General features: G+C 66.8%; 20 protein-coding genes and 2 pseudogenes. 7 read left to right on the top strand and 15 right to left on the bottom strand.

The window, feature by feature from the left end:
• Positions 1–78: 78 nt before the first annotated feature.
• Genes LP418_RS29405 through LP418_RS29395 form a run of 3 tightly spaced genes read left to right on the top strand, consistent with a single transcriptional unit; the run spans position 79 to position 2,435 of the window.
• Positions 79–1,410 (top strand): ATP-binding protein, encoded by a 1,332-nt coding sequence (locus LP418_RS29405; protein WP_257954712.1) that lies wholly within the window; start codon positions 79–81, stop codon positions 1,408–1,410.
• Positions 1,407–1,538, top strand: a complete 132-nt coding sequence (locus LP418_RS29400; RefSeq protein WP_257954711.1) for a hypothetical protein — start codon at positions 1,407–1,409, stop codon at positions 1,536–1,538. The genes LP418_RS29405 and LP418_RS29400 overlap by 4 nt, the downstream gene beginning before the upstream one ends.
• A 3-nt stretch (positions 1,539–1,541) precedes the next feature.
• The gene (locus tag LP418_RS29395; protein ID WP_257954710.1) at positions 1,542–2,435 is read left to right on the top strand and encodes an O-methyltransferase; all 894 of its coding nucleotides are present in this window, start codon (positions 1,542–1,544) and stop codon (positions 2,433–2,435) included.
• Between the two features lie 530 nt (positions 2,436–2,965).
• On the opposite strand, the gene LP418_RS29390 is transcribed toward LP418_RS29395, so the two are convergent.
• The 7 genes and pseudogenes from LP418_RS29390 to mobF form a co-directional block, all read right to left on the bottom strand.
• A complete protein-coding gene (locus LP418_RS29390; protein ID WP_336275862.1) occupies positions 2,966–3,679 on the bottom strand; it encodes a DNA/RNA non-specific endonuclease in 714 nt (237 codons plus the stop codon).
• 159 nt (positions 3,680–3,838) lie between these two features.
• The gene (locus LP418_RS29385; RefSeq protein ID WP_257954709.1) at positions 3,839–4,723 is read right to left on the bottom strand and encodes a helix-turn-helix domain-containing protein; all 885 of its coding nucleotides are present in this window, start codon (positions 4,721–4,723) and stop codon (positions 3,839–3,841) included.
• Between the two features lie 178 nt (positions 4,724–4,901).
• Positions 4,902–6,377, bottom strand: coding sequence for a toprim domain-containing protein (locus LP418_RS29380; protein ID WP_257954708.1), 1,476 nt, complete (start codon positions 6,375–6,377; stop codon positions 4,902–4,904).
• Complete coding sequence (locus LP418_RS29375; RefSeq protein WP_257954707.1) at positions 6,374–6,895, bottom strand: hypothetical protein; 522 nt, start codon at positions 6,893–6,895, stop codon at positions 6,374–6,376. The genes LP418_RS29380 and LP418_RS29375 overlap by 4 nt, the downstream gene beginning before the upstream one ends.
• A complete protein-coding gene (locus LP418_RS29370) occupies positions 6,892–8,214 on the bottom strand; it encodes a hypothetical protein (protein WP_257954706.1) in 1,323 nt (440 codons plus the stop codon). Before LP418_RS29370 ends, LP418_RS29375 begins: the two co-directional genes overlap by 4 nt.
• Positions 8,165–8,923, bottom strand: coding sequence for an AAA family ATPase (locus LP418_RS29365; protein ID WP_257957241.1), 759 nt, complete (start codon positions 8,921–8,923; stop codon positions 8,165–8,167). Before LP418_RS29365 ends, LP418_RS29370 begins: the two co-directional genes overlap by 50 nt.
• Before the next feature lie 743 nt (positions 8,924–9,666).
• Positions 9,667–10,845 (bottom strand): annotated as a pseudogene (gene mobF / locus LP418_RS29360) (MobF family relaxase); the annotation flags it as partial.
• A gap of 1,081 nt (positions 10,846–11,926) precedes the next feature.
• On the opposite strand from mobF, the gene LP418_RS29355 reads away from it, so the two are divergent.
• The 4 genes and pseudogenes from LP418_RS29355 to LP418_RS29340 all read left to right on the top strand — a co-directional run bounded on the left by LP418_RS29355 (position 11,927) and on the right by LP418_RS29340 (position 15,052).
• Entirely contained in the window at positions 11,927–12,217 is a 291-nt protein-coding gene (locus LP418_RS29355) for a helix-turn-helix domain-containing protein (RefSeq protein WP_257954705.1), read from the top strand.
• Positions 12,111–12,797 (top strand): hypothetical protein, encoded by a 687-nt coding sequence (locus LP418_RS29350; RefSeq protein ID WP_257957294.1) that lies wholly within the window; start codon positions 12,111–12,113, stop codon positions 12,795–12,797. The genes LP418_RS29355 and LP418_RS29350 overlap by 107 nt, the downstream gene beginning before the upstream one ends.
• Positions 12,798–12,819: 22 nt before the next feature.
• Positions 12,820–13,530 (top strand): ATP-binding protein, encoded by a 711-nt coding sequence (locus LP418_RS29345; protein ID WP_257954704.1) that lies wholly within the window; start codon positions 12,820–12,822, stop codon positions 13,528–13,530.
• A gap of 120 nt (positions 13,531–13,650) precedes the next feature.
• Positions 13,651–15,052: pseudogene (locus tag LP418_RS29340) on the top strand (IS1380 family transposase).
• Positions 15,053–15,191: 139 nt separating this feature from the next.
• Here the strand turns inward: LP418_RS29340 and LP418_RS29335 are convergent.
• From LP418_RS29335 to LP418_RS29300, 8 genes are all read right to left on the bottom strand, one after another.
• Positions 15,192–16,469 carry an ABC transporter substrate-binding protein gene (locus LP418_RS29335; protein ID WP_257954703.1) on the bottom strand — a complete coding sequence of 426 codons (1,278 nt, stop codon included), beginning with the start codon at positions 16,467–16,469 and terminating at the stop codon, positions 15,192–15,194.
• A 35-nt stretch (positions 16,470–16,504) separates the two neighbouring features.
• Complete coding sequence (locus tag LP418_RS29330; RefSeq protein ID WP_257957240.1) at positions 16,505–17,578, bottom strand: branched-chain amino acid ABC transporter permease; 1,074 nt, start codon at positions 17,576–17,578, stop codon at positions 16,505–16,507.
• 5 nt (positions 17,579–17,583) lie between these two features.
• A complete protein-coding gene (locus tag LP418_RS29325) occupies positions 17,584–17,715 on the bottom strand; it encodes a hypothetical protein (protein ID WP_257954702.1) in 132 nt (43 codons plus the stop codon).
• The gene (locus LP418_RS29320; RefSeq protein ID WP_257957239.1) at positions 17,715–18,329 is read right to left on the bottom strand and encodes a branched-chain amino acid ABC transporter permease; all 615 of its coding nucleotides are present in this window, start codon (positions 18,327–18,329) and stop codon (positions 17,715–17,717) included. The genes LP418_RS29325 and LP418_RS29320 overlap by 1 nt, the downstream gene beginning before the upstream one ends.
• A 141-nt stretch (positions 18,330–18,470) precedes the next feature.
• Positions 18,471–18,704: a hypothetical protein gene (locus LP418_RS29315; RefSeq protein ID WP_257957238.1), complete on the bottom strand. Its 234-nt coding sequence runs from the start codon at positions 18,702–18,704 to the stop codon at positions 18,471–18,473.
• A gap of 44 nt (positions 18,705–18,748) precedes the next feature.
• Positions 18,749–19,270 carry an ATP-binding cassette domain-containing protein gene (locus LP418_RS29310; RefSeq protein WP_257954701.1) on the bottom strand — a complete coding sequence of 174 codons (522 nt, stop codon included), beginning with the start codon at positions 19,268–19,270 and terminating at the stop codon, positions 18,749–18,751.
• On the bottom strand, positions 19,267–19,998 hold the full coding sequence (locus LP418_RS29305) for an ABC transporter ATP-binding protein (protein ID WP_257954700.1): 732 nt from the start codon (positions 19,996–19,998) through the stop codon (positions 19,267–19,269). The genes LP418_RS29310 and LP418_RS29305 overlap by 4 nt, the downstream gene beginning before the upstream one ends.
• Positions 19,999–20,732: 734 nt before the next feature.
• Entirely contained in the window at positions 20,733–21,278 is a 546-nt protein-coding gene (locus LP418_RS29300) for a TetR/AcrR family transcriptional regulator (RefSeq protein ID WP_257954699.1), read from the bottom strand.

Below are 21,278 nucleotides of genomic sequence, written 5' to 3'. Positions count from 1 at the left end.
CGTCGAGGCTGATTACTGAAAGTACTCACACAAGCGGTCCTGTAACGGCATCCTGTCCGGAGAAGTATCAGAAAACAGGTGCCGCCTGACTCTCGAGGGGTAAACAACGTGGCCAAGAACGTAGCGAAGCGCCCGGCGGCGAAGGCTGCCGCGAGCAAGGCGGATGACGACCTGTTCATCAACGCCGCACCTGAACGCGCCCTCTTCGTGGAGATGCTGACTCTCGACATCGAGTCGATTCCGGCGATCATGGACCTGATCGACAACTCGATCGACGGGGCGCGTGCACTGGCCGATGAGGACGGTGAACTGAGCGGGTACTGGGTCAAGGTTGTGGCCAGCAGTTCAGAGTTCGTGATCGAGGATAACTGCGGCGGAATCGACCTCGACGTCGCCCGGAAGTACGCCTTCCGGTTCGGCCGGCCTGAGGAGTACAAGGGTACCAAGGGTTCCGTCGGCCAGTTCGGCGTCGGCATGAAGCGGGCCCTGTTCAAGCTTGGTCGCCGGTTCGCCGTCGACTCCCGCGCGGAGAGCACGAGCTTCTCCCTCGAGGTCCCGGTCGACGAATGGGTCGCCGATGAGGACCCCATCTGGCGATTCGAGATGGAGAAGGCCAGCCGGTCGTACAACTCTGCGAAGGGTGGCCGGGGCACCAAGATCACCGTCACTGAACTGCGGGAGTCCATTGCGGAAGATCTCGCCGACGCGCAATTCCTCTCGCTCCTTCGCGAGCAGATCCGGTACCGGCACCAAGCGGCGATCGAGCAAGGTCTGGAGATCATCCTCAACCGCGACCTGTTGCGTGGCTACACGCAGGAACTTCTCGCCGGCAAGAATTTCGCTCCAATCAACAGGTCGTTCGTCGTCAAGTCCGACGACGGTGACGTGGCGGTTCGGATTATCGCCGGCATCGTTCCGAAGGAACGTTCCGAGATCGCCAAGGACGACGGCGAGGCCGAGAATTTCCGAGGGGCCAGCGATGCGGGCTGGTGGATCTTCTGCAATGACCGCCTCCTGTTCATGCGAAACCGGGATCGACTGACCGGATGGGGCGATCCCCTGCCCTCCTACCACCCGCAGTACCGCCAATTCCGCGGCTGGGTGTGGATGAGCGCGTCTGACACCGCCGCCCTCCCTTGGAACACGACCAAGACCGGGGTCGACGAAGACTCTCGTGTCTGGCGTCAGGTCCGGGCACAGATCAAGGTGGTCGGCCAGCAGGTCGTCTCGGTTCTGAACAAGCTGAAGACCGAAGAGCAAAAGGCTGAGACGGACGCCGACATGCCTACTGTGCTCGCCATGCGGGGGCGAAGCTCGTGCTCACAAAGGACATCGACGAGAACGAGACGTTCCACATCCCCGCTCCGCCGAAGACTCCTCGCAAGAAGTCCTCGCGCAAGGTCAAGATGACACACTTCCAGTTCGACGTGCCGACGGAAAGGTTCAACGAAGTCGGGCAGAAGCTGGGCACGTCCGTGGTGGCAGACGTCGGGCGAAGAGTCTTCGACTACTACTACGATCGTGAGATCGAGGACTGACCCGTGGCCGACTTACTTGACTACCGCGAGCGCCCCTCGAAGGCCGTTGCGCGCCGCATCATGATGAGCGCCCTTCAAAGGCTGCAGGCGTTCGCACCTCTGCCCTCGTACAGCTACGTGGGCTTCGGCTCGATCCAGTTCGTCGACTTCGACCCGGTCCATCGTCAGCTCGGCATTAAGAAGATGACCAGCATCGAGAGCGAGTCCAAGATCATCGCCCGCTGCCACTACAACCGTCCGTACAACGGCATCAAGATCTTGGAGGGAACTTCGGGAACGCTTTTACCGGGCCTTGACTGGAAAGACAAGGCAATCGTCTGGCTCGACTACACCAGCCGGCTTCGCAAGTCCGAACTGGACGACTGCCAAACCGTGTCACTGGTGCTTCAGCCCGGAAGCGTGCTCGCTCTCACTTTCAACTGCGACCCGAACGAGGACGAGAATGAGCGCGTGACCGACCTTGAAAAGGCCGTCGGTAGCGAACTCGTACCGCTTGGAACGACTGGAGCTCGTCTCGGTGAGTGGGGTCTCGCTGGAGTGCAACGACAGATCGCAACCCAGACGATCACTAAGGCCCTCGCTGATCGCGGAGGCGACCTGTCGTGGCAGCAGATCCTCAACATCCAGTACCGGGATGGGTCCCGGATGCAGACAATCGTGGGAATCATCGATCACCCCGACATCCACGACAAACTCAAGTTGTGCCGCTTCGACCAGATGCCCGAGGTGAGTATCGACGAGAAGGCGCTGCAGGCCACGGTCCCGGTCCTGACTCCGCGTGAACGACAGGCGCTCAACTCGAAGCTTCCCGGGAAGGTCACGTCGTTCGCCGGCATTCCCGAGGAGAAGTTGCGGGCCTACTCAGACATGTACCGCTGGATGGACGCCCCCGCCTGAACCAATAGGCGGCCCTATGCGCCACGCCGACGGCAACGACGCGTCCTTACGATTGCGGCGATGTCTTTCGCAGCCTGTGCCGGGTCGTGGTGCGCCCAGACACGCATGACGGTCCAACCCTCGGCCTCGAGCTGCGCGGTCGTGTCGAAGTCCTGTGCCCTAGCAGAGACTTCTGGCCGTCACTAAGTCGTTCGAAGTCCACGGTTCTGCCGCCCGGACCGGGCGCGAAGCTCATGGTCAGTTGCCGCAGGATGCCCTCCATCTCGCCTCGACCGAAGGCGATAGATGGGTCCTTAAAGAAGGATCCCTTGTGCAGGCTCTCCCACGCGCTCTGCACCCGACGCCGATGCCGGCGACGGCGGCGTTCGCAACCATCGAAGCCGAGAGCTCGTCGGCAAGACTGACCATCTCTTCCCGGTGTACTGCAGTCGGACAGCCTGCACAACCATGGTTGAAGAGTTCACCGAAGCGACGCGCTCATGCGTCAATTCGCCCTATTGGCGCCGTGGTTGCCGTATCTGGCTCCCCGTTTACCAGTCCACGTGCTCGGCGTCCGTGACCGGGACCGGCCTGTCCTGCTGTCGCAGTTCGAGGGGCGATGTGTTCTCACGCAGGCTCGGGAACGTGAGCCCGGTGCGATCTTCGAGGAAGTCCAGCGACACGAGGTAGGCGTCGAAGCCGTCGAGGAAGGCCCGCTCGTCGATGCGGTCGAGGTCCCGGGACAGGACGAAGCATTTGAATCGCAGCTGGCCGTCCATCCGGTAGGCCACAACCTTCCAGTGCTCGCGTGGCAGCTGGACGATGTTGCGGTAGGTGGGGTCGTCGTCGCGGAGCACGGGTCCCGCGAACAGGGTGAGTCGTCGGTCCTCCAACCCCTCTTGGGCGAGGACGGCGTTTTCCAGCATGCCCCAGCTGCCGCCCCGACTCGACTGGTTGAAGTCGTCGATCTGCGGGGTGATGTTGGTGAAGAAGAACGAGTCAGAGTTTGCGGTTCGCGCCTCGTCGAGGGTTCCCCAGAGGAGGTCTGATCGCCGGGCGATGTGGCCGCGGTCGAGGTGGTTGTCCCTGGTAGGCGTCGTTGAGGGTTTGTGTCGTGGTGGGGATGCGGGGGTCGGCGCGGAAGTTTTCGCCCGATCGGCTGATGCTGTCGCTGGGGAAGAGCCGGAGCCCGTCGATGTTCCGGGCGACCCATGATGCGAGGCGGCGGGTGGGGTGCACGCGGAGGGTGAAGTGCATGTAGTCAAGCTCCACGCCCACGGCGTCGGGCTCTGTACCGCTGTCGGGCGCTTGTGGCGGGGCGAGGGGGGTCTCGAGGAAATCGGCGTCGTATCCGAGGTCGGCCATGCGTCGAGTGTCCCGCAGGAGGCGCGCCGACTGTGCAGGCCGGCTCTTGCGACACGACCTCATTGATCCTCACGCCGCAGCTCAAACGCCTTTGCTGCTGCAGCCTGCTCCGCGTCCTCGCGGCGCACCCACCACCTCCGGCCGCACCGCGTCGCCGGCAAGGTCCCCGAACGGATACGCAGCGTCGTCCCGCTCTCGGATAGCCCCAGCAGGAGCGCGGTGGTCTTCACCGACAGCCACACCGTGCCGTTGTCCGGCGGCTTGTTCCGGCCGCGTAGCGCCTCGCGTTGTCGCCGGTGCTCAGTGACCTGCTTGCGTCTCTGGGCCAGAACCCGAGCCGCAGCCTCGGCGGACTCGCGGCTGATCGACGGCTGACCCCGGTGACCCGGTCGCTGCACGATCAGCCCCTCGTCAACAAGGTGCGCGATCACCAGATCGGAGCACGCGACGATCTGGCGTGCCTCCTTCAAGCTGACCCACGCGGCGGCGTCCGTTCGTCGCTCCACGTCGAGCCGTTCGACCGATGCTTTGGTCACCCAGCGCTCGGAGCGCTGTGCACCGTCGAGTCGTTCGTCATCCAGCCAGCGGCGGATGGTCGCGACGCCGACGTCCAGCCGTTTGGCGGCCGCCGGGAGGCTCATCCATGGGCCGCCGACCGGCGGGCCCAGCAGTAAGTCCTCGGGACGTGACGCGGCGGCGAGTCGACGTCCCGCCGCAGTGGCGTCCTGACGTTCTCGTTGTCGCGCCTGCCGCTGTGCAGCCAGCTCGCGCTGCCACTCTGCCCACGCCAGAACGGACTCGCGGTCCAAGGACGGCAGGGTGCCGCGCGCGGGCCGCCGTGCGATGCGCCCGACCCGGGTCGCGTAGTCGATCGTGGGCACCGGGATCCCGGTCAGACGGGACGCTTCCTCCCAACTGATCCGGGTCGGTTCCGAGTCGCCCACGCCGCGCATCTTGCCGCACCAACCCACGGGGTCGCGAGGAGATTGAGGAACAGCCAAAGCCAGATTTGTACGACCCCGGGGGGCACTCAAACTTCTTCCTGACGAAGCTTCGCACCAGATCGCCCGGGACTCGGAGCGGAGCCCGGGGGTGCGCTGGAAGGGATCTGAACGTCCTTCGTCAGAGTGATGGCCCGGCCATGTCGGGTCCTGCAGACGGCCGGACACCTTGCTCGGGACGAGTGGTGGCCGCGCTGCTGGCACCGAGCCGTTGCTCGGTGGCCCGGCGTCTGGATTGGGGAGCGCGCTTGGTTGTCTGCTTGCGGGCTTCGTCGTTGATGTCGTCGATGCGCGCTTCGGCGTAGGCCGCGCGGTTGCGGTCACGCGCCATGCTCTCGGTGACGGTCTGGTGTTCGAGGATGCCGGATGCGAGGTGGAGCAGGTTGCCTAGTCGTGCGGTGGCCTCGAGCCAGACCTCCGGCCCGCGGACACCGAGGACTCGCGCGATCTGATCGATGAGCTCTTGCCGCACGTCGGTGTCGGACCGGGGGCCAGAGGTGCGGAGCAAATGGTCGATCATCGCGTCGCCGAGGGGGACTCGGGTCTCGATCGCTGCGGTGATGGCGTCGGCGCCCCGGGTCTCGAACAGGTCGGCTGGGTCCAGTCCCTCGGGCAGTTCGAGGTGGGTGGGGTCGAGATCGGCGGCGGTCAGGTGCCAGAAGGCCTTCTGTGCCGCTGTCCAACCGGCGGGGTCGGAGTCCGTGACGACGGCGAGGCGGTCGCGACCGTCCACGGTGTCGACCGTGCCGCGCAGCAGCTTGATCTGGTTGACGGTGAGCGAGGTTCCCATCGGGGCGATCCCGATTGCGGTGCCATGGCTGCCCGGGGTGATGGCCGGGGCGTCCATGGGGCCTTCGACGATGACCGGGAGGGCGCCGTCCGCGAGGAGGTCGCGGGCTTCGGCATACCTGAACAGTGCCGCGCCCTTGGTGAAGACGGGCGTGGTGCGAGTGTTGAGGTATTTCGGTCCTGCGTAGTCGTTGTCGGTCTTGGTCGGGTTGCGACGCCCGAGGAAGCCGAGGATCGTCTCTCCGGCGGGGTCGTGCGGGTCGCGGATGGGCATGATGAGCCGGTCGCGGAAGAAGTCGCGGAAGTGCTTCGTGCCGTCGTTACGTTCCCGCGCCGAGACGAGGCCGGCCTGTTCGAGCTCGACATGGGTGGCGCCCCGGTCGGTGAGGTGGCGGATCAGGCTGTGGCCACCGCCGGGCGCGTAGCCGGCTGAGTAGTGGGGGTGGTCGGCGAGGTCGGTTCCCGTGCGTTCGCGCAGGTAGCCCGGCGCCCGGGACCGCGGGTAGCAGGACTCGAAGTAGGCCAAGGCCTGCTGGTTGAGCTCGTGGATCCGTTCGGCTGGTATCTGGTTGGGATCGGTGAAGGCATTCTCGGCAGTGACCTCGACTATCTGCTGCCAGAGCAGTGGCGCGTACGGGTCCTCGACGTATAGGTGGTCGGCGGCCGCCACGTCGTCGTACGAGGCCGGGCCGTGCTCGTTCATGGGCGGCTCCTGATCGGCCAGCGCAGTGTTGAGGTCGGCGTACTCGGCCGCGGTGGGAGAGTGGGCGATGGGCACGTCGGCGTGGTCGCGGTAGAACGCGTTCATGAAGTCGTCGGCGTCGTCGGGCGGAAGCAGACCCGGGTGCGGGGAGTGTCGACGTCGCCGTACGACGTGGCTTGGGCGGTGAGCAGGGCGATGCGCAGCACGAGTGCGTCGGCGACCTCGATGCCTGTGAGCGACCCGTCCCGGGGGATGCCGACGAGTGCGCTGGAGAGGATGTCCTTGGGGCTCCAGCCGTGGTGTTCGCTGCCTGCGTCGACGGCCGCGACGAGGGCGGGCCGAGCTGGCGCCGTTTGGAGGTAGTCGGCCTTTGTGGTGCCGACGAGCTCGGCCAGTCCGGTGCGCAGGTGGGCTGCAGCAGGTTCGCCGATTGCTCGTCGGCGCCGAGTGCTGCTGGCCCCGGGTGCGGAACGAGGCGCCACCACAGTGCCGCGGCCTGCTGCTCGTCGGGCAGCAGGCCGCGCGGCGGTGACTGTGGTGGAGGCGGTGCCGGGGTTCGTGTCGGTATGGCTGGGCGGGAGGGAGGGGTCGGTGGCGAGTGCTTGCTTGATGTAGTCGGTCACTGGCAGCCCGGCGCGCTCGAGGCGGGCCAGTCGTTGGCACAACGGGGTGATCCACGGGTCGGTGCGGACGGTCTCGGGCAGCGCCCGGTACCAGTGCGTTGGGAGAAGGGGTAGGCGGGACGTGCGTTGCGGACGGCTCGGTTCAGCTTGGTCTGGTGGGCGCCGGGCGCGCCGATGGTGCGATCGCCAGTGGGGCGCAAGTCGGTGTCGTCGGTCCCGGCGACCGCCCGCCACACAGCGAGATCACACAAGAGATCGGCGCCGGTGATCTTGTCCCGGTCCTCGAGGAAGGGTTGTGCCCATACCGGTGCGGTGGCTCCGGTCCACCCCCGAGCCTGCTCGCGGACGGCGTCGACCTGCTCACGCACGAGCCCGTGGTAGGTGGCCGCGAACGGACCCCAGTCGTGGGCCTCGGCCAACCGGGCGGGGATGCCGGGCAGCCGGGGCAGCGGGCCGCCCGGCGGGGGAGTGTTCGACCCGTGCAGCGGGGCAGGGGTGATCCCTGCGCTCCCTTCATCAAGGAGGTCGTCGATACGGGCATCGAGGACCGCGGCGGGGTCGCGTGCGTCGGCCAGCGAACCGACACCTACGGCCGCGGTGAGCATCTTCAAGGGGCTGTACTCATCCGGGGCGACGAGCGCGAGGTGGGAGCGCAGCGTCGGCCACGCGGGCGCGGCTGTCAGACCGGTTAGGAGTGCTTCGGCGTGCGCGTCGATCTTGTCCATACCGACGGGGCCGATGACGTGCTCGGCCCCAGCCGTGACGGCGTCGTGATAGCGGGCGGCCACGTCGCCGAGCAGCCGGTGCGGGTTGGTCTGCTCGCGCAACGTGGTGGTCGCCGAGACCGGCGAGCCCTCGCGGCGCAGCATGTCGGCGATCCGATCGAGCGCAGTCGGCGGGATGAGCGCCTCGGGCCGGATCAGGTTGTGCGGGTCGCCGTCGGAGGCGACGTTGAGATAGAGGTGGTTGGCGAACTTGCCGCGGGAGAGCGCGACGTAGAGCAGGTTACGGTCCTCGTCACCGGTGAGGACGACGTGACAGGTGCCTGCGGTGATGCCCCGGGCGCCGTGGACGGTGGTGGCGTAGCCGAGCTGGACCGTCTTGGCGACGTAGTCGGCGGGCAAGGTGAGGGTCTTGCCGAGCTGGTCGTGGACCACGGACAGGGAGCCGTCGACGTTGACGGATCTGACCTGCCACCGATCGCCGTTCTTGACCCAGTTGGTGCGGCTGATGCGTAGGCGGCGGTCGTTCTCGCGGGTGATGATCCGGTCACCTGCGGAGACCCCTCGTGCCGTCGGCCAGCGTAGTTGCGCGCCCAATCTGCTTCTCGTCGAGGCCGGCGATGCGGTCGTTGCGGGCCCGGGTGTTGAGTTCGGCGACGAGGTCGCGGGTGGGTGCGATCAGGATTGAGTCGCTATCGCTACTGGCGCGGTCGGCTGCCACATCGGCTGCCCGGGCGGCGTAGGCCCGGTCGGCGCAGGCGCCGAGGTCGCCGACGTGGATGCGGCCCCGGTCGGCGTAGAACGCGATCGCGGACGCGTCGCCTTCGCGGAGGGCGAGGGTGGCGGCTGCTTCTGCGCGGTTGATGCTGCCATCACGGTTGCGGAAGCGGTGCACCTCGCTGAGGGTGACGGCGCCGATCTGGTGGGCGATGTCGCGAAGCACGCCCCCGGCAGCGACGGACGCGAGCTGTCGGTCGTCACCGATCAGCCGTACTTGGGCGCCGCGGGAGGTGATGTAGTCGATCGCGGCGGCGAGATCGGTGGTGGCGGCCATGCCTGCCTCGTCGATGAGGACGAGGGTCGTGGGGTTGATCTTTTCCATCCACGCGGGTGGGTTGCCGTTCTGGGCGTGCCACACGAGCTTGGCCGGGGTGTCGGTGCGGACCTGCTTTCGCCCCGGGCGCCAAGGTCCGCGGAGCAGGGCCATGCCCAAGTTTTTGGCTGTCGCTCCGGCGCCGGCGCTGTTCTCGGGGTTGATGGAGGCCCCGAGTTCTTGCGCTGCGACGGCGGACGGCGCGAGCCCGATGACGGTGCCGCCGGAGTCCTGCCGAGGCGCGGGTGAGTACCTGCATGGCGGTGGTCTTGCCGGTTCCGGCGGGGCGCGAGGGCGAGCTGGACGGCGCGGCCGCTGGTGGCCATCTCGCGGACTAGGGACTGCTGGGCGGCGTTGAGGTGGAGTTCGTTGGCGGAGGCCTCGGCGATCGCGATACCGACACGGACCGCGCTGATGGTGCGGCCTCCCGTGTGGCGGGCGGACTCGATAATGCGTCTTTCGGCGTCGATGACGGCTTGGGAGGTGTACTGGCGGGCTCCGGCGAGGCAGTAGACGCTGACGATCTCCTCGCCTTCGGCCCCGGTCTCGGTGCGCTGTAGGGGAGCGGGGATCGTCACGCCCCGCTCTGCCGCGGTGGTGGCGTGGCTGAGCGGGTCGGGGTCGTCGAACGCGATGGAGTGGTCGCCGATCGCGATGGCCACGACCCGGTCGACGGCTGCGTCGAAGTCAGCCAGTCGGACGCCGTGGGTGCGGGCTTGGCGTTGCGCCTCGGCGCGGAGGTGCCAGACCTGCCACGTCGCCCGGTCCTCGGCGACCCGCTCGACGACATCTCGGGCGGTCTCGGCGACCCACTCGTCGGTGACATTCTGGGCGTCCGGATGGTGCCCGAAGCAGTCCTCGACCATGTTCCGGACGGCCTGCTCGCTGCCGATGATCGCGGTGGCCTCCTCCAGCCAAGCGGCCCGCTGGTCGACCTCGGCGCGGGGTGCGTGCTTGGCCTGGCGGGTCTGGTCCCGGGCCTTCTCCGCGAGGGTGACGGCCTCACCTTCGGTCGGTGGTCGGCCGTGCTCGGCCCGGAAGGCGGCCGCCAGATCGCGGCGCCGGGCCTCGATGGCGCGGTGCCGCTTGGACCCAGTCTGGGCCAGACGCTCATCGACACCGACGATCTCGCGCACGGGACGCTTGTCGCCCTTGTTTATGCCGCGGCGCCGGTTCTCGAACTTCACCCCGAGATGCGCGATGAGCTCGGACTCCGGGAGGGTGTTGTACATCTCCGAGAGGGTGACGTTGGCCTTGTAGATGACCCGTCCGTCGACCGCGAGCCAGCGCCCGTCGGTGTCTTGGACCTTGTTGCTGATCGCGACGTGCGTGTGCAGGTGCGGGTCGGAGGAGCGGGCGTCACGGTGGGTGAACATGCCCGCGATGAGGCCCTTGGCCTTGACTTGTTGGATGCCGCCGCGTCCGCGGCGGGTGAACAGGGCTTCGTTCTCCAGCCACGTCAGTGTGGCTTCGACGGCCGAGTGGTGGGCGTCCTCGATCTGCTTGGCGACGTCGCGATCGGCCAGTGCCCAGAGCGTTGAGACGGACTTGACCGGGGTGAAGGTGAGGTCGTAGCCGGCCACCGCAGTGGTCTGCTGACGGGTTGCCTTGGCCATGAACGAGCCGCGCTCGCGGTCATCGAGCGGGGCCCGACCGTGGTCGCGGGCGAACATCTCGTTGCCCGTGTCGGTGCGGATCGTGGCCCGCACCTCGGCCGGAACGGGGGTCCTCCAATGGTGGCCGTGCCGCAGGTTGTGGGCGATATAGCGCTTGGCGGTCTCCCGGATGAACTCGGGCTGGTTGCCCCGGTAGATCGCGAACACGCGACCGAGCTGGGTGGCCCTCTTCGCCTGCTTGACGCTCTTGCCTGCGTCCGGGGCGGCGTTCTCCAGTCGCTCTGCCTCGGGGTGACGGCCCTCGCCGAACAGGTTCCGCATCTGCCGCTCGGTGACCTCGCTACCGACCTCCACGTCCGGGGCGGCGAGCCCGGCGCCCCACCAGCGGCCCGGCGACTCGCCCTTCTCGGCGTAGTAATCGGCCAGCCCCCGGTGGCCCCGGTCCGTCGCATCGTGCACGGCGACCTGACGGGTCAGGTATGTATACCCGTCGCCCGCGGTCAGCTTGTGCACACCCATCACGTCGCGGATAGGCAACGGGGGTGGGCCCGTTCCGGACACCTCCCGGGCAACCGAGTCCGACAGTGCATGAGGTGCGAGGGATGTGGTGAGGTTCGGCGTCCGGTGAGTTGTCTCTGGTGAGTGACTTGATGGGGTGCGAGATTCTCGGCGGATCTGAGGTGGCCGCGCTCTCGCGGAGTTCTTCACCGGCGACTTCCATGGCGCCATCCTCATCGAGGTATCTGGTCTGGTGGATACGCGCCCCACGGTCGGGATCGAGGCGCACGGTGCAGGCGAACCGCCCGGGCATCATTCGGATTGTGAGCGGATCCATGGCTGATCCGGACGTGCGCGCCGTGCTGGCTGGAACTTGGGGGTTCGCCGACGACGGAGGTCCTCGACTTCTATGCCACCCAGCTCGGCTGGACCTACGACCTGAACCCTGCAGATTCGGGCTACCGGCGGTCCTACTCAGACGGGTTGAAGGTCGCCGGCTTCGGTGGCCCGGTCACGCCGAGGCCAGACCGTGGCTGGCGGATCTACATCGGCGTCGAGGATCTGGAAACGACCTGCGCTCGCGCAATCAACGCAGGGGCTAGCGCGCTCAGTTGCGTCACCGTCGTACCCGACGGCCGCTTCATGTGGATCAGGGACCCCCGAGGGCGCGCTTGTTGGGTTGTTCGAGTCCGTGGTCGACCCCGGCACCACGACCGCCCCCGGGGTAGGACGAATCAGCGGCTGGATCCTGCAGACGACGGACCCCGTGAGGAGCAGGCGATTCTATGAGGGGCGTGTTCGGTCGTCCGCTCGCGCGGGTCTATTACGAACTTTCCAAGTCTTCCTGCTGGGTCGTCCAAGTGGCAGCGGACGTCGAGCAAACTCAGGAACTGTCAGACCCCGAAGGGAACCGGTTGCGGCTCAACCCTCGAACCTAACCGCGGATCGACCCACCGTGACCAGAGGGCAGACAGCACCGTGGTCTTGACCAGCCACGCGCGAATGCGCCGTCCGGGAGCGCTCATGTCGGCGACGCTTGAAAACGAGGCCATAGCGACGGTCGAAAACGAGGCCACCCAGACAGATTGGATGGGTGATCTCTATGGAGGATTGGGCTTTGATCCGGCGGCTGGTGGCGGACGGTGTTCCGCAGCGTCAGGTTGCACGGGATCTGGGTGTTGGGCGGTCGACGGTCGCGCGAGCGGTGGCCTCGGACGGGCCGCCGAAGTACGAGCGGCCGGAGGTGCCGACATCGTTCACGCCGTTCAGAACCGGCGGTGCGGCAGTTGCTGGTCAAGACGCCGGACATGCCGGCGACGGTGATCGCCGAGCGGGTCGGCTGGACCGGGTCGATCACGTGGTTCCGCGACCACGTCCGGCAGTTGCGGCCTGATCATTGGCCGGTCGATCCCTCGGATCGGCTGATCTGGCTGCCGGGTGATGCGGCGCAGTGTGATCTGTGGTTCCCGCCGAGGAAGATCCCGCTCGAGGACGGCAGCAAGACGTTGTTGCCGGTCATGGTGATCACCGCGGCGCACTCCCGGTTCATGGTCGGGCGGATGATCCCGACCGGGCACACCGCTGATCTGCTGCTCGGGATGTGGCAGCTGCTGCAGGAGCTCGGCCGGGTCCCGCGCCGGTTGATCTGGGACAACGAGTCGGGCATCGGCCGCGGCAAGCGGCATGCCGAAGGGGTGGGTGCGTTCGCCGGCACCCCGGCCACCACACTGCAGCGGCTGAAGCCGTACGACCCCGAATCGAAGGGCATCGTGGAGCGCCGCAACGGGTTCTTCGAGACTTCCTTCATGCCCGGCCGCGACTTCACATCACCACCGACCCCGCGCACGTCGCGGCCGCGAAGGTCCTGCGCGAGCAGTTCCAGCTACCCCGACGGGCGTCTGATCCAGACGCCGGGTTGGTGCGGGACCTCGCCGACTACGACCGCGCCTTCGGGCTCATCGACGGCGACCTGACCGATAGTGAGGAGGTGGCCTGATGGCGACCAAGGCGAAGAGTGATGCGACAGAGGCCCTCAAGCAGCTGACCTACCTAGCGTCGGCGTTGAAGGCGCCCCGGATCACCGAAGCAGCAGGCCGACTGGCTGACCATGCCCGTGATGCCGGCTGGACGCACGAGGAGTACCTCGCCGCCGTCCTCGATCGTGAGGTCGCCGCCCGGAACGCATCAGGCGCCCAGTTGCGGATCCGCGCGGCCGGGTTCGGTGCACGCAAGACGATCGAGGAGTTCGACTGGGACGCCCAGCCCGCGGTGCGTCAGCAGATCGCATCCCCGGCATCGGGTGGGTTCCTCACCGAAGCCCGCAACGTCGTCTTGTTGGGGCCGCCGGGCACTGGCAAGACCCACCCGGCCACCGGCACGGGCATCGCTGCCGCGCACCACGGTCACCGGGTCCTGTTCGCCACCGCGACCGAGTGGGTCACCCGGCCTACGCAACCGCGGAATCGACACACTGCCCAGCATCAGAACCCAAGACACGGCAGACTAGAAACCGACGAACCGGTGGCCTCGTTTTCGAGCGTCGGATCGGCCCCATTTTCGAGCGTTGCCGACAGCCCAGCGCCGGTACGCGGCCATGCGCCCTCCGTCGTCGTCGGACTTCGCTGCCCGCAGTTTCAGCGGCTACGTGCACGGATCGCCACCGAGCTCGAGGGGCGCTATTGGGGGCACCGTGATGGACGATGCTAACCCGGATCGTTCACGAGGCAGCGGCCTGATCGGCGCGTAGAAACACGGAAGTGCCTACCCAGCAGGGGAAACTTGGGTTTACGACGACTCAAGATCTCCAACGTGGAAGGCACTCCGTAGGTGAAGCGTACTTCGTGGTCTGCTGGCTTGTCCGTATCTGCCGATGGTGTCGGCGTGGTGGCTCACGCGGGCAGTGTCGGGCTCCGTCTTCTGGCCGATCGGACCGGCCTCACGACCGAGTTGTCGAAGGCGATGGTGCGGCGCTCGTTCTCCCCGGTCCACGACCGCGGTCGGGTCCCGGTCGATGTCGCGGTGATGCTTGCCGATGGTGGTGAGGCGATCGCTGATATCGACGTGCTGCGCCACCGGGCTCCAGTTCTCGGCCCGGTCGCGTCGCCCCCGACGGTGTGGCGGACCCCGGACGAGGTCACGCCGGGCCGGTTGAAGAAGATCGCCACCGCGCGTGCCCGCGCCCGGCGCCACGTTTGGGCACAGCTGCCCGGCGGGTTGCCCGCGTCCCGAGTTGCCGGGACCGACCTCGGCGCGACGGTCGTGCTCGACATCGACGCCACCATCGTGGTCGCACACTCCGAGAAAGAGAACGCTTCGCCCACGTTCAAGAAGACCTTCGGCTTCCACCCGCTCGGCGTGTGGTGCGACAACAGCCAAGAGTTCCCGGCCGCGCAACTGCGGACCGGGAAGGCCGGTTTCGAACACCGCCGCCGACCACATCACGGTCCTCACCGACGCGATCGCCCAGATCCCGGTCGCGTATCGCAAAGACCTGCTGATCCGCGCCGACGGTGCAGGTTCCTCCCACAAGCTCCCGGACTGGCTGACCGAACAAGGCAAGATCCGTGGCCGCCGGGTTGAGTACTCCGTGGGGTTCGCGGTCACCGAGAAGATCCGCGACGCCATCAAGCTCGTCCCCAAGGACGTCTGGACGGCCGCGTCCGATGCCGACGGCGGCGTCCGTGAGGGCGGCGACGTCGCGGAACTGACCGGGCTGCTCGACCTGTCCAGTTGGCCCGCGGGGATGCGGATCATCGTGCGCCGCGAACGCCCCCACCCCGGCGCCCAACTCTCGTTGTTCGAAGAGCGTGACGGCTGGCGCTACCAGACGATCGCCACCAACACCCCCGTCCAGCCCGGCGTGCAGCTGGCGTTCCTCGAAGCCCGGCATCGTGCTCACGCTCGAGTCGAGGACCGGATCCGGCACGCCAAGGACACCGGCCCGGGGCGGTTCCCGTCGAGGGAGTTCAAGATCAACCGGGCCCGGCTGACCGCGGTGATGATCGCCGCCGACCTCGTCGCGTGGACCCGCATGCTCGCCCTTGTCGGCGACGCCGAGATCCTCGCAGGCTGTGAACCCAAAGCGTTGCGCTACCGCTTCCTCCACGTCCCGGCCCGACTCACCCACGGCGCCCGCCGAAGACGGCTCCGGGTTCCCAAGTCCCGGCCGTGGGCGACCGTGATCGTCGCGATCTTCGCGAACATCGCAGCGATTCCACCACCAGCCTGACCCGCCCGTCCGCCACGAGATCACGACCCGGAGACCCGCAGCCCGGCCGCGCCAGCCGGCTCAGCGTCGTACCCGCAGACGACCACCGGCTCACCTCAGACCGCGGCGACGTCGTCACTGCCGTCATGAATCACCGGGGCTAAGCGGGAGTCGGTAATGGAACCGACTCCCGCTTGATGATCTTGGAGTGATCAGCTATTCGGCAGCTCGAGTGACTCGGCTGCTTCGCCGAGGAGGGCGTGCTCGATGGAGCGCACGAATCCGGGTTGCGACGAGTCGATGACTTGGATGTCGCTTGATCTCGAGGGGGAGCCTGTTCTCCGGTGTAGGTGACGTTCGACTGGAGGCCTCCCATGTCGACCTCACCCAGCGCGATCTTGGCTGCGTAGATGCCCTCGCGTGAGGTGTCGCCGGAGGCGATCGCCTTCTCCGGGATGGCCTTCTGGATCAGGCCTTGGGCGTAGCCCAGCGTGAAGTAGACGCTCGGCGGCTGCTTCGGCGCGAACTTCGTCTGGTCCTCGATCATCTGCGCCATGGCGCTCGCGGACTCGTCTCCCCACGGGCCCGTGAAACCGGTGTACAACGCGCCCTCGAGTGCCGCTGCGACCGGGGTGGGCGTGCCTTCCCGGGTGCCGTCATCGGTCATTAGCTGTTCGACGAAGGCTGGCCCGAAAAGGACCCACTGTGGCTTGTAACCCGGGCTCGCTGAGGTTCCGACGATCGGGCCGGTGCTGCTGGGCAGTCCAACCACGATGACGACATCGGCGTCGGCCGACTTCAAGTTCTGGATTTGGGCCGTGAAATCGGCGTCTCCCGCCTTGAACGGCTCCTTGCCGGCTACCTCGAAGCCGTATGTCTTCTCAGCTTCATCGAATCCGCGCATCGCGTCGGCTCCGACCTCGTCGTTCTGGTAGATGATGCCGACGCTGACCTCTTTGGCGCCCGCGTCGGTGACGTGGTCGAGCGCGTTGGCGATGTCGAAGCTGTACGGCGTGCCGCTCGGTGCGAGGACGAGATCCGTGCCCCACAAGGAGTCGAAGGACTGTGGGGTCGTCACCAGCTGCTCGCGGTCGAGCAGGGGTTGGATGGCCTTGGTGGTCGGTGACCCCATGGAGGTGAGCATGGCGACGTCCGACTTGAGGCCGTTGAAGATCTCGACGTGTCGCTGGGGTTCATAGCCGCTGTCCTCGGTCTGCACCTTGACCGTCCAACCATCGATGCCCCCGCGTTCGTTGACGCCGGCCCAGAAGGTCTCGAGACCGTTCGACAGCGGTGCCCCGAGAGCGGCGGCGGGGCCGCTCAGGGCAGTGATGTTGCCGACGGTGATGACTTTGGCTTCTGCATCGATGCCCGGACCACTTGCCGGGGCTTCCTTCGCGCCTTGGGTCGAGCAGGCTGAGGTTGCGACAAGGGCCATACAGGCACCTACGAACAACGATCGGCGGGGCATTTTCATGAGCGGTCCTCCCGGTAGTGATACGACGACCCAACGGGGTCTTGATTCCCTTCCGCCATCTGTGCCGCGTTGGGCGTCATGGACGTCTCAAGACGCTTGACGATCCCAGCGAGCCCGCGAGGTTCGAGTACGAGGAAGCAGATGATGAGAAGTCCGTAGACGAGCGTGGCCAGCGCACCCGTGTTGATGTCCGCGCCGAAGCCGAGTCCTCCGGAGACGGACTTGATGAGGCTCGGCAGCGCGAATACGACCAGCGAGCCGAGGATCGGCCCCATCCGCGAGCCCAGACCGCCGATGATGGCGGCGGCGATGAACTGGATCGACAGAGCGAGGCTCCAGTGCGCCGGCTGGGCGTACCCGACGTAGGCCGTGTAGAGCGCCCCGCTCAGGCCGCCGAGTGCCGCTGAGTAGGCGAACGCCGCGATCTTGATGCGCGGCACATGGATCCCGGACAGTGCTGCTACCCGAGCGTTCTCCTTGACGGCGAACATCGCTCGTCCGGTACGGCTCCTCCGCAGGTTGACCGTGAGCCACGTGCACAACCCCAGCGCAGCCAGCGCCACGTAGTAGAAGGTGCTGTTGGGGTCGAGGACGATGCCGCCGATCTGCAGGCTGTCGGCACTCAGGCTGTGAGTGCCGATCAGCAGCTCCGGGAAGGCCATGCCCGGCGCTCCACCCGAGATCGACTCGACGTTGAACAGGATGTGCTGCCCCATGAACACCGGGCCCAGAGTCATCACAGCCGGGTAGAGCCCGCCGACGCGCAACGCGATCGGTCCGACAACTGCCCCGAAGGCCGCTGCAACCAGTGGAACGGCTCCCAGCCAGACCAGATTCTGGTCGGACCAGCGGCTGAGGAGGGCGAAGGAGTATGCGCCGACCGCCATGAAGAAGGCTTGGCCGAGCGAGACCTGTCCAGCAAAGCCGGTGACGACATTGAGACCGGTCACCCCGACCGCCCCGACGAGGACGAAGACGCCGATCGTAACGATCTCGGGACCAGCCTGAAACGGCAGCACGCACGCCCCGATGACGGCGAGAAGACCCAAAATTGCGGGGACAGGGATCATGCCGATCACACCCTGCTCGTTGCGGGAGTGCCGAAGAGTCCCTGCGGTCGGATGACCAGCAAGACCATCATCGCGACGTACGGCGCAACGGCGTTGGCATTGGCTCCGGTCCATGGAGGCGCGTAGCCAGCCACCATCACTTCGATGATGCCGATCCCCAGTCCACCCACGACGGCTCCGACGGGGCTGCCCGAGCCGCCCACGATGACGGCGGGGAAGGCTCTGTAATGCCGCATCGCCCGGGGGACACGTGCACGGAGTTGGGATAGCCGGCGAGGAAGATGCCGCCAAGCACGGAGAGGAAGGCGGCGAAGGCCCATGCGATGGACTGCGTGCGCCGGACTGGTACGCCGACTGCTGCCGCCGCCTCTTGGTCCATGGCGGCAGCCCGGGTGGCAAGACCGTACGTCGTGCGCCGTTCGAAGACGAAGTAGGCCGTCAGCGTGATGACCGTGACGACCACCGCCCACAGCCGGACCTCATTCAGCGTCACCGTGCCGATCGCGAGGGCGTCCGAACCCCACGGATCGCCCAACTGCCGTCCGTTCGGCCCGAAGAGCAGCTCGACCGTCGCTGTGATGACGATCCCGGCTCCGAGCGTGACCATGATGAAGATGAACTCGGGCGCGCCTGCGAGGCGCACCAGCACGACCCGGTGGAAGGCCACGCCCATGGCGATGAGTACTGCCATGGCGCCGACGACGGCGAGTCCAAAGGGCAGCGCGCGGTCGACGGCGAAGTAGGAGACCAGATAGGCGGCGAACAGGGAGCATTGCGCCTTGCGCGAAGTTCAGCACGTGGCTGGCGCGGAAGACGATCGCGAAGGCCAGTGCGAGCAGTGCATAGCAGGCACCGAGCGAGATGCCCTGCACCGGGAGCTGGATGAACTCGATCATGCGACGTCTTCCTTGGGTGAGCCGAGATAGGCGCTGATGACTGCTGGGTCGGTTCGGATCTGCCCGGGCTCGCCACAGGCGACGACGCCGCCGAAGTCGAGGACCATGACGGTGTCGGCGACTCGCATGACCATGCCGACGTCGTGCTCGACGATGAGGAGTGTCAGGTCCGGCTTCGCCTTGAGATCCTCGATCAGGGTCGTGATCTCGACGCGGTCCTCGGACGTCATGCCCGCCACGGGCTCATCCGGGAGCAGCACCTTCGGATCTGCGTTCAGGCACCGGGCGAGCTCGACCCTCTTCTGCACGCCATACGGGGAGCTGGCCCACGGGGCGGCCTGCCGGAGTCGGAGATCGCCGGGTCTTCGAGGGTGGCGAGAGCGCGGCCGCGCTCCACGCCCTCTTCGCGCCTGCATCGCGGGCTCCGCGCCGAGCTCCGGAAGATTCCTGACGTCGTGCGGTGGTGCCCTCCGATCAGGACGTTCTCGAGCACCGACATCTCGGGGAACAGACCGAGGTTCTGGAAGCTCCGGACGATGCCCAGTGAGGCGATCTTGTCGGGGCGTGTCCGGGACATGTCTGTGCCAAGGACCGACACGGCACCGCTCGTGGGTCGGTACACGGAGGTGAGGACGTTGAACAAGGAGCTCTTGCCTGCGCCGTTCGGTCCGATCACCGCGAAGACTTCGCCCTGCTTGACCGTGAAGTTCACGTCCTCGAGCGCGCGCACGTTGCCGAAGGCCAGCCCGAGCCCCTTGGCGCTAATGATGGCGGCGTCGCCCGTCGTGCGGTTCACGCCTGACCCTCTGCCGGGGCAGAGTGCGCTGATCGCGTGCCTTCGCGTGCGTCCTCGGGCTCGACGTCGGCGCCGAGGTAGGCGGCTCGGACCGAGGGGTCATGGAGGAGCTGACGAGTCGGTCCGTGCTTGGTCGTTCGTCCGTTCTCGACGAGGTAGGCCGTCTGCGTGGCAGCCATGGCAAGCTCGGTGTTCTGGTCGACCACAAGCACAGACGTGCCTGACGCCACGATCTCGTTGATCGCCTGTGCGATCTCCTCGATTACCCGAGGCGCCAAGCCCAGCGATGGTTCGTCCAGCAATAGCAGACGAGGTTGAGCCATCAGGGCACGCCCGATCGCCAGCATCTGCTGCTCCCCGCCACTGAGCGTTCCGGCCTGCTGCGCCAGACGCTCTCGCAGGCGTGGGAACAGCGCGAGAACCTCGTCGATCTGTCGAGCTGATCGACGTTCGCGCCGAACGGCGAAGGCACCGATCGCGAGATTCTCCGACACGGTCATATCGGCGAAGACCCGGCGACCCTCGAGTGCTTGGGCAATGCCGGCCTTGACGAGCGCTTCAGGCGCCATTGAGGTGGTGCTCCGTCCAGCGAACTCGATGACACCGCGTGTGCGGCGCCCCCTGCTGTAGGGCAGAAGACCACCGATCGCACGCAGTGTCGTGGTCTTCCCGGACCCGTTCGCGCCTAGGAGTGCCACTGCCCGGCCCTCCGGCACCTCAAGGCTCACGCTTTCCACGCCGAGGACGGCGCCGTAACGAACCTCGAGGTCCGCGACTCTGCAGCAGGCTCATCTGACTTCGCTTTCGGGGCTGACCATCAGGACCGTACGAACGTATAGTATTGTGGTCCACACGGCTACTGTTTCATACGATCGTATAGAGATGGTCTAGACTGGTGGCAACGGGCGCCGTGGGCGACGGGACGCCAGTCGCTCGTGTCGACGACGCCTGAAAACTGACCCCGTATCCCCGCCGTTGACAGCTCGGCCTAGGGCGCTGGCGGTGAGGTACGAAATCGACGTGCAGTGCGGGCAGCGTTCAGCCACGACCGATGCGAACGCGATGTCCCAGAACTTGTACCAGCTCAGGGTTGATCGTCCGCACGGCGTGGGAATGCTGCCCATGGTCTTGGCGTGCGTCAGTGCGCCGAGGTTCGTGTCGACCGTCACGGTCGCGGGTCCGTGCGAGTGAAGGTGGCGGGGCTCGGATCCTGCTCGTCGGGCTGCTGTGCTCGACCTCCGCGCGGGTGAGCCGTCGCGAATTCCCGCCATCGAGCGTCAGGCGTGGGCGGTTCTAATGGCGCTCACGAGTTCCTCGGGGCGGGACCCTCCCGGGACGCCGCTTCGCCGTGTGGATCCAGTGGACCCGAAGTCAACTCCTCTGGTCCGGGCTGGGTCCCAGTCATGGCACCGCGGTAGCGGCTCATTCTATCCGGACCGCGAGGGCCGGCTTTTCCATGGAGTCAGGGTCCTCGCCGAGCTGATCCCACATCGAGTCGACCATCGGCTGGAGGAGCAGTTGACCCAATTGTCGGGTCATGGTGCGGATAACTGTGTGTGCGTCGGAGCTGCCCGGCGAGGCCAGGGCCGGCGGCGCGAGCCCGCGCAACCTCATCAATGGCCAGTTGGGTCAATTGCCTCATGAGGTCGCTGTGGGGACCGTTGAGCCCGAGTGCTGCACGGCGCACGTAGGTGACCACAAGGGGCTGGGCGGCGAGCATCTCAGCGACTGCTCGATCACGACGCCGGCCGATGTCGCGTGGAGCGATGTCCGTCGGCACTGACGCGATCGCCTCGGCGAATTGTTCGACCACGTTGCGCTCGACCTCCTCGCGCAGGCGGTCCTTCGTGCCGAAGTGGTGCACGATGAGGCCCACCGTGACCCCGGCGTCCGCGGCGATATGCCGCATGGACGTGCCCTCCTCGCCGAGCACCGCGAACAGTTCGAGCGCCGTGTTGCGGATTCGAGCCTTCGCCGTGAGGTCCTGCTGTCGCGCTGACACCGCCAT

Origin of the sequence: Nocardioides sp. B-3, from assembly GCF_024703895.1 — a bacterium.
Taxonomy (GTDB): domain Bacteria; phylum Actinomycetota; class Actinomycetes; order Propionibacteriales; family Nocardioidaceae; genus Nocardioides.
The sequence above is the reverse complement of the archived record's forward strand: the minus strand, read 5'-3'. Positions and strand labels throughout refer to the sequence as shown.

Excerpts from the sequence above, each read along its gene's own strand:
- LP418_RS29400 (WP_257954711.1), top strand. The coding sequence starts at position 1,407 with ATGACACACTTCCAGTTCGACGTGCCGACGGAAAGGTTCAACGAAGTC.
- LP418_RS29380 (WP_257954708.1), bottom strand. The coding sequence starts at position 6,377 with ATGAACGCGTTCTACCGCGACCACGCCGACGTGCCCATCGCCCACTCT.
- LP418_RS29355 (WP_257954705.1), top strand. The coding sequence starts at position 11,927 with ATGGAGGATTGGGCTTTGATCCGGCGGCTGGTGGCGGACGGTGTTCCG.
- LP418_RS29345 (WP_257954704.1), top strand. The coding sequence starts at position 12,820 with ATGGCGACCAAGGCGAAGAGTGATGCGACAGAGGCCCTCAAGCAGCTG.
- LP418_RS29335 (WP_257954703.1), bottom strand. The coding sequence starts at position 16,469 with ATGGCCCTTGTCGCAACCTCAGCCTGCTCGACCCAAGGCGCGAAGGAA.
- LP418_RS29330 (WP_257957240.1), bottom strand. The coding sequence starts at position 17,578 with ATGATCCCTGTCCCCGCAATTTTGGGTCTTCTCGCCGTCATCGGGGCG.
- LP418_RS29325 (WP_257954702.1), bottom strand. The coding sequence starts at position 17,715 with ATGGTGGCTGGCTACGCGCCTCCATGGACCGGAGCCAATGCCAACGCC.
- LP418_RS29315 (WP_257957238.1), bottom strand. The coding sequence starts at position 18,704 with ATGACGTCCGAGGACCGCGTCGAGATCACGACCCTGATCGAGGATCTC.
- LP418_RS29300 (WP_257954699.1), bottom strand. The coding sequence starts at position 21,278 with ATGGCGGTGTCAGCGCGACAGCAGGACCTCACGGCGAAGGCTCGAATC.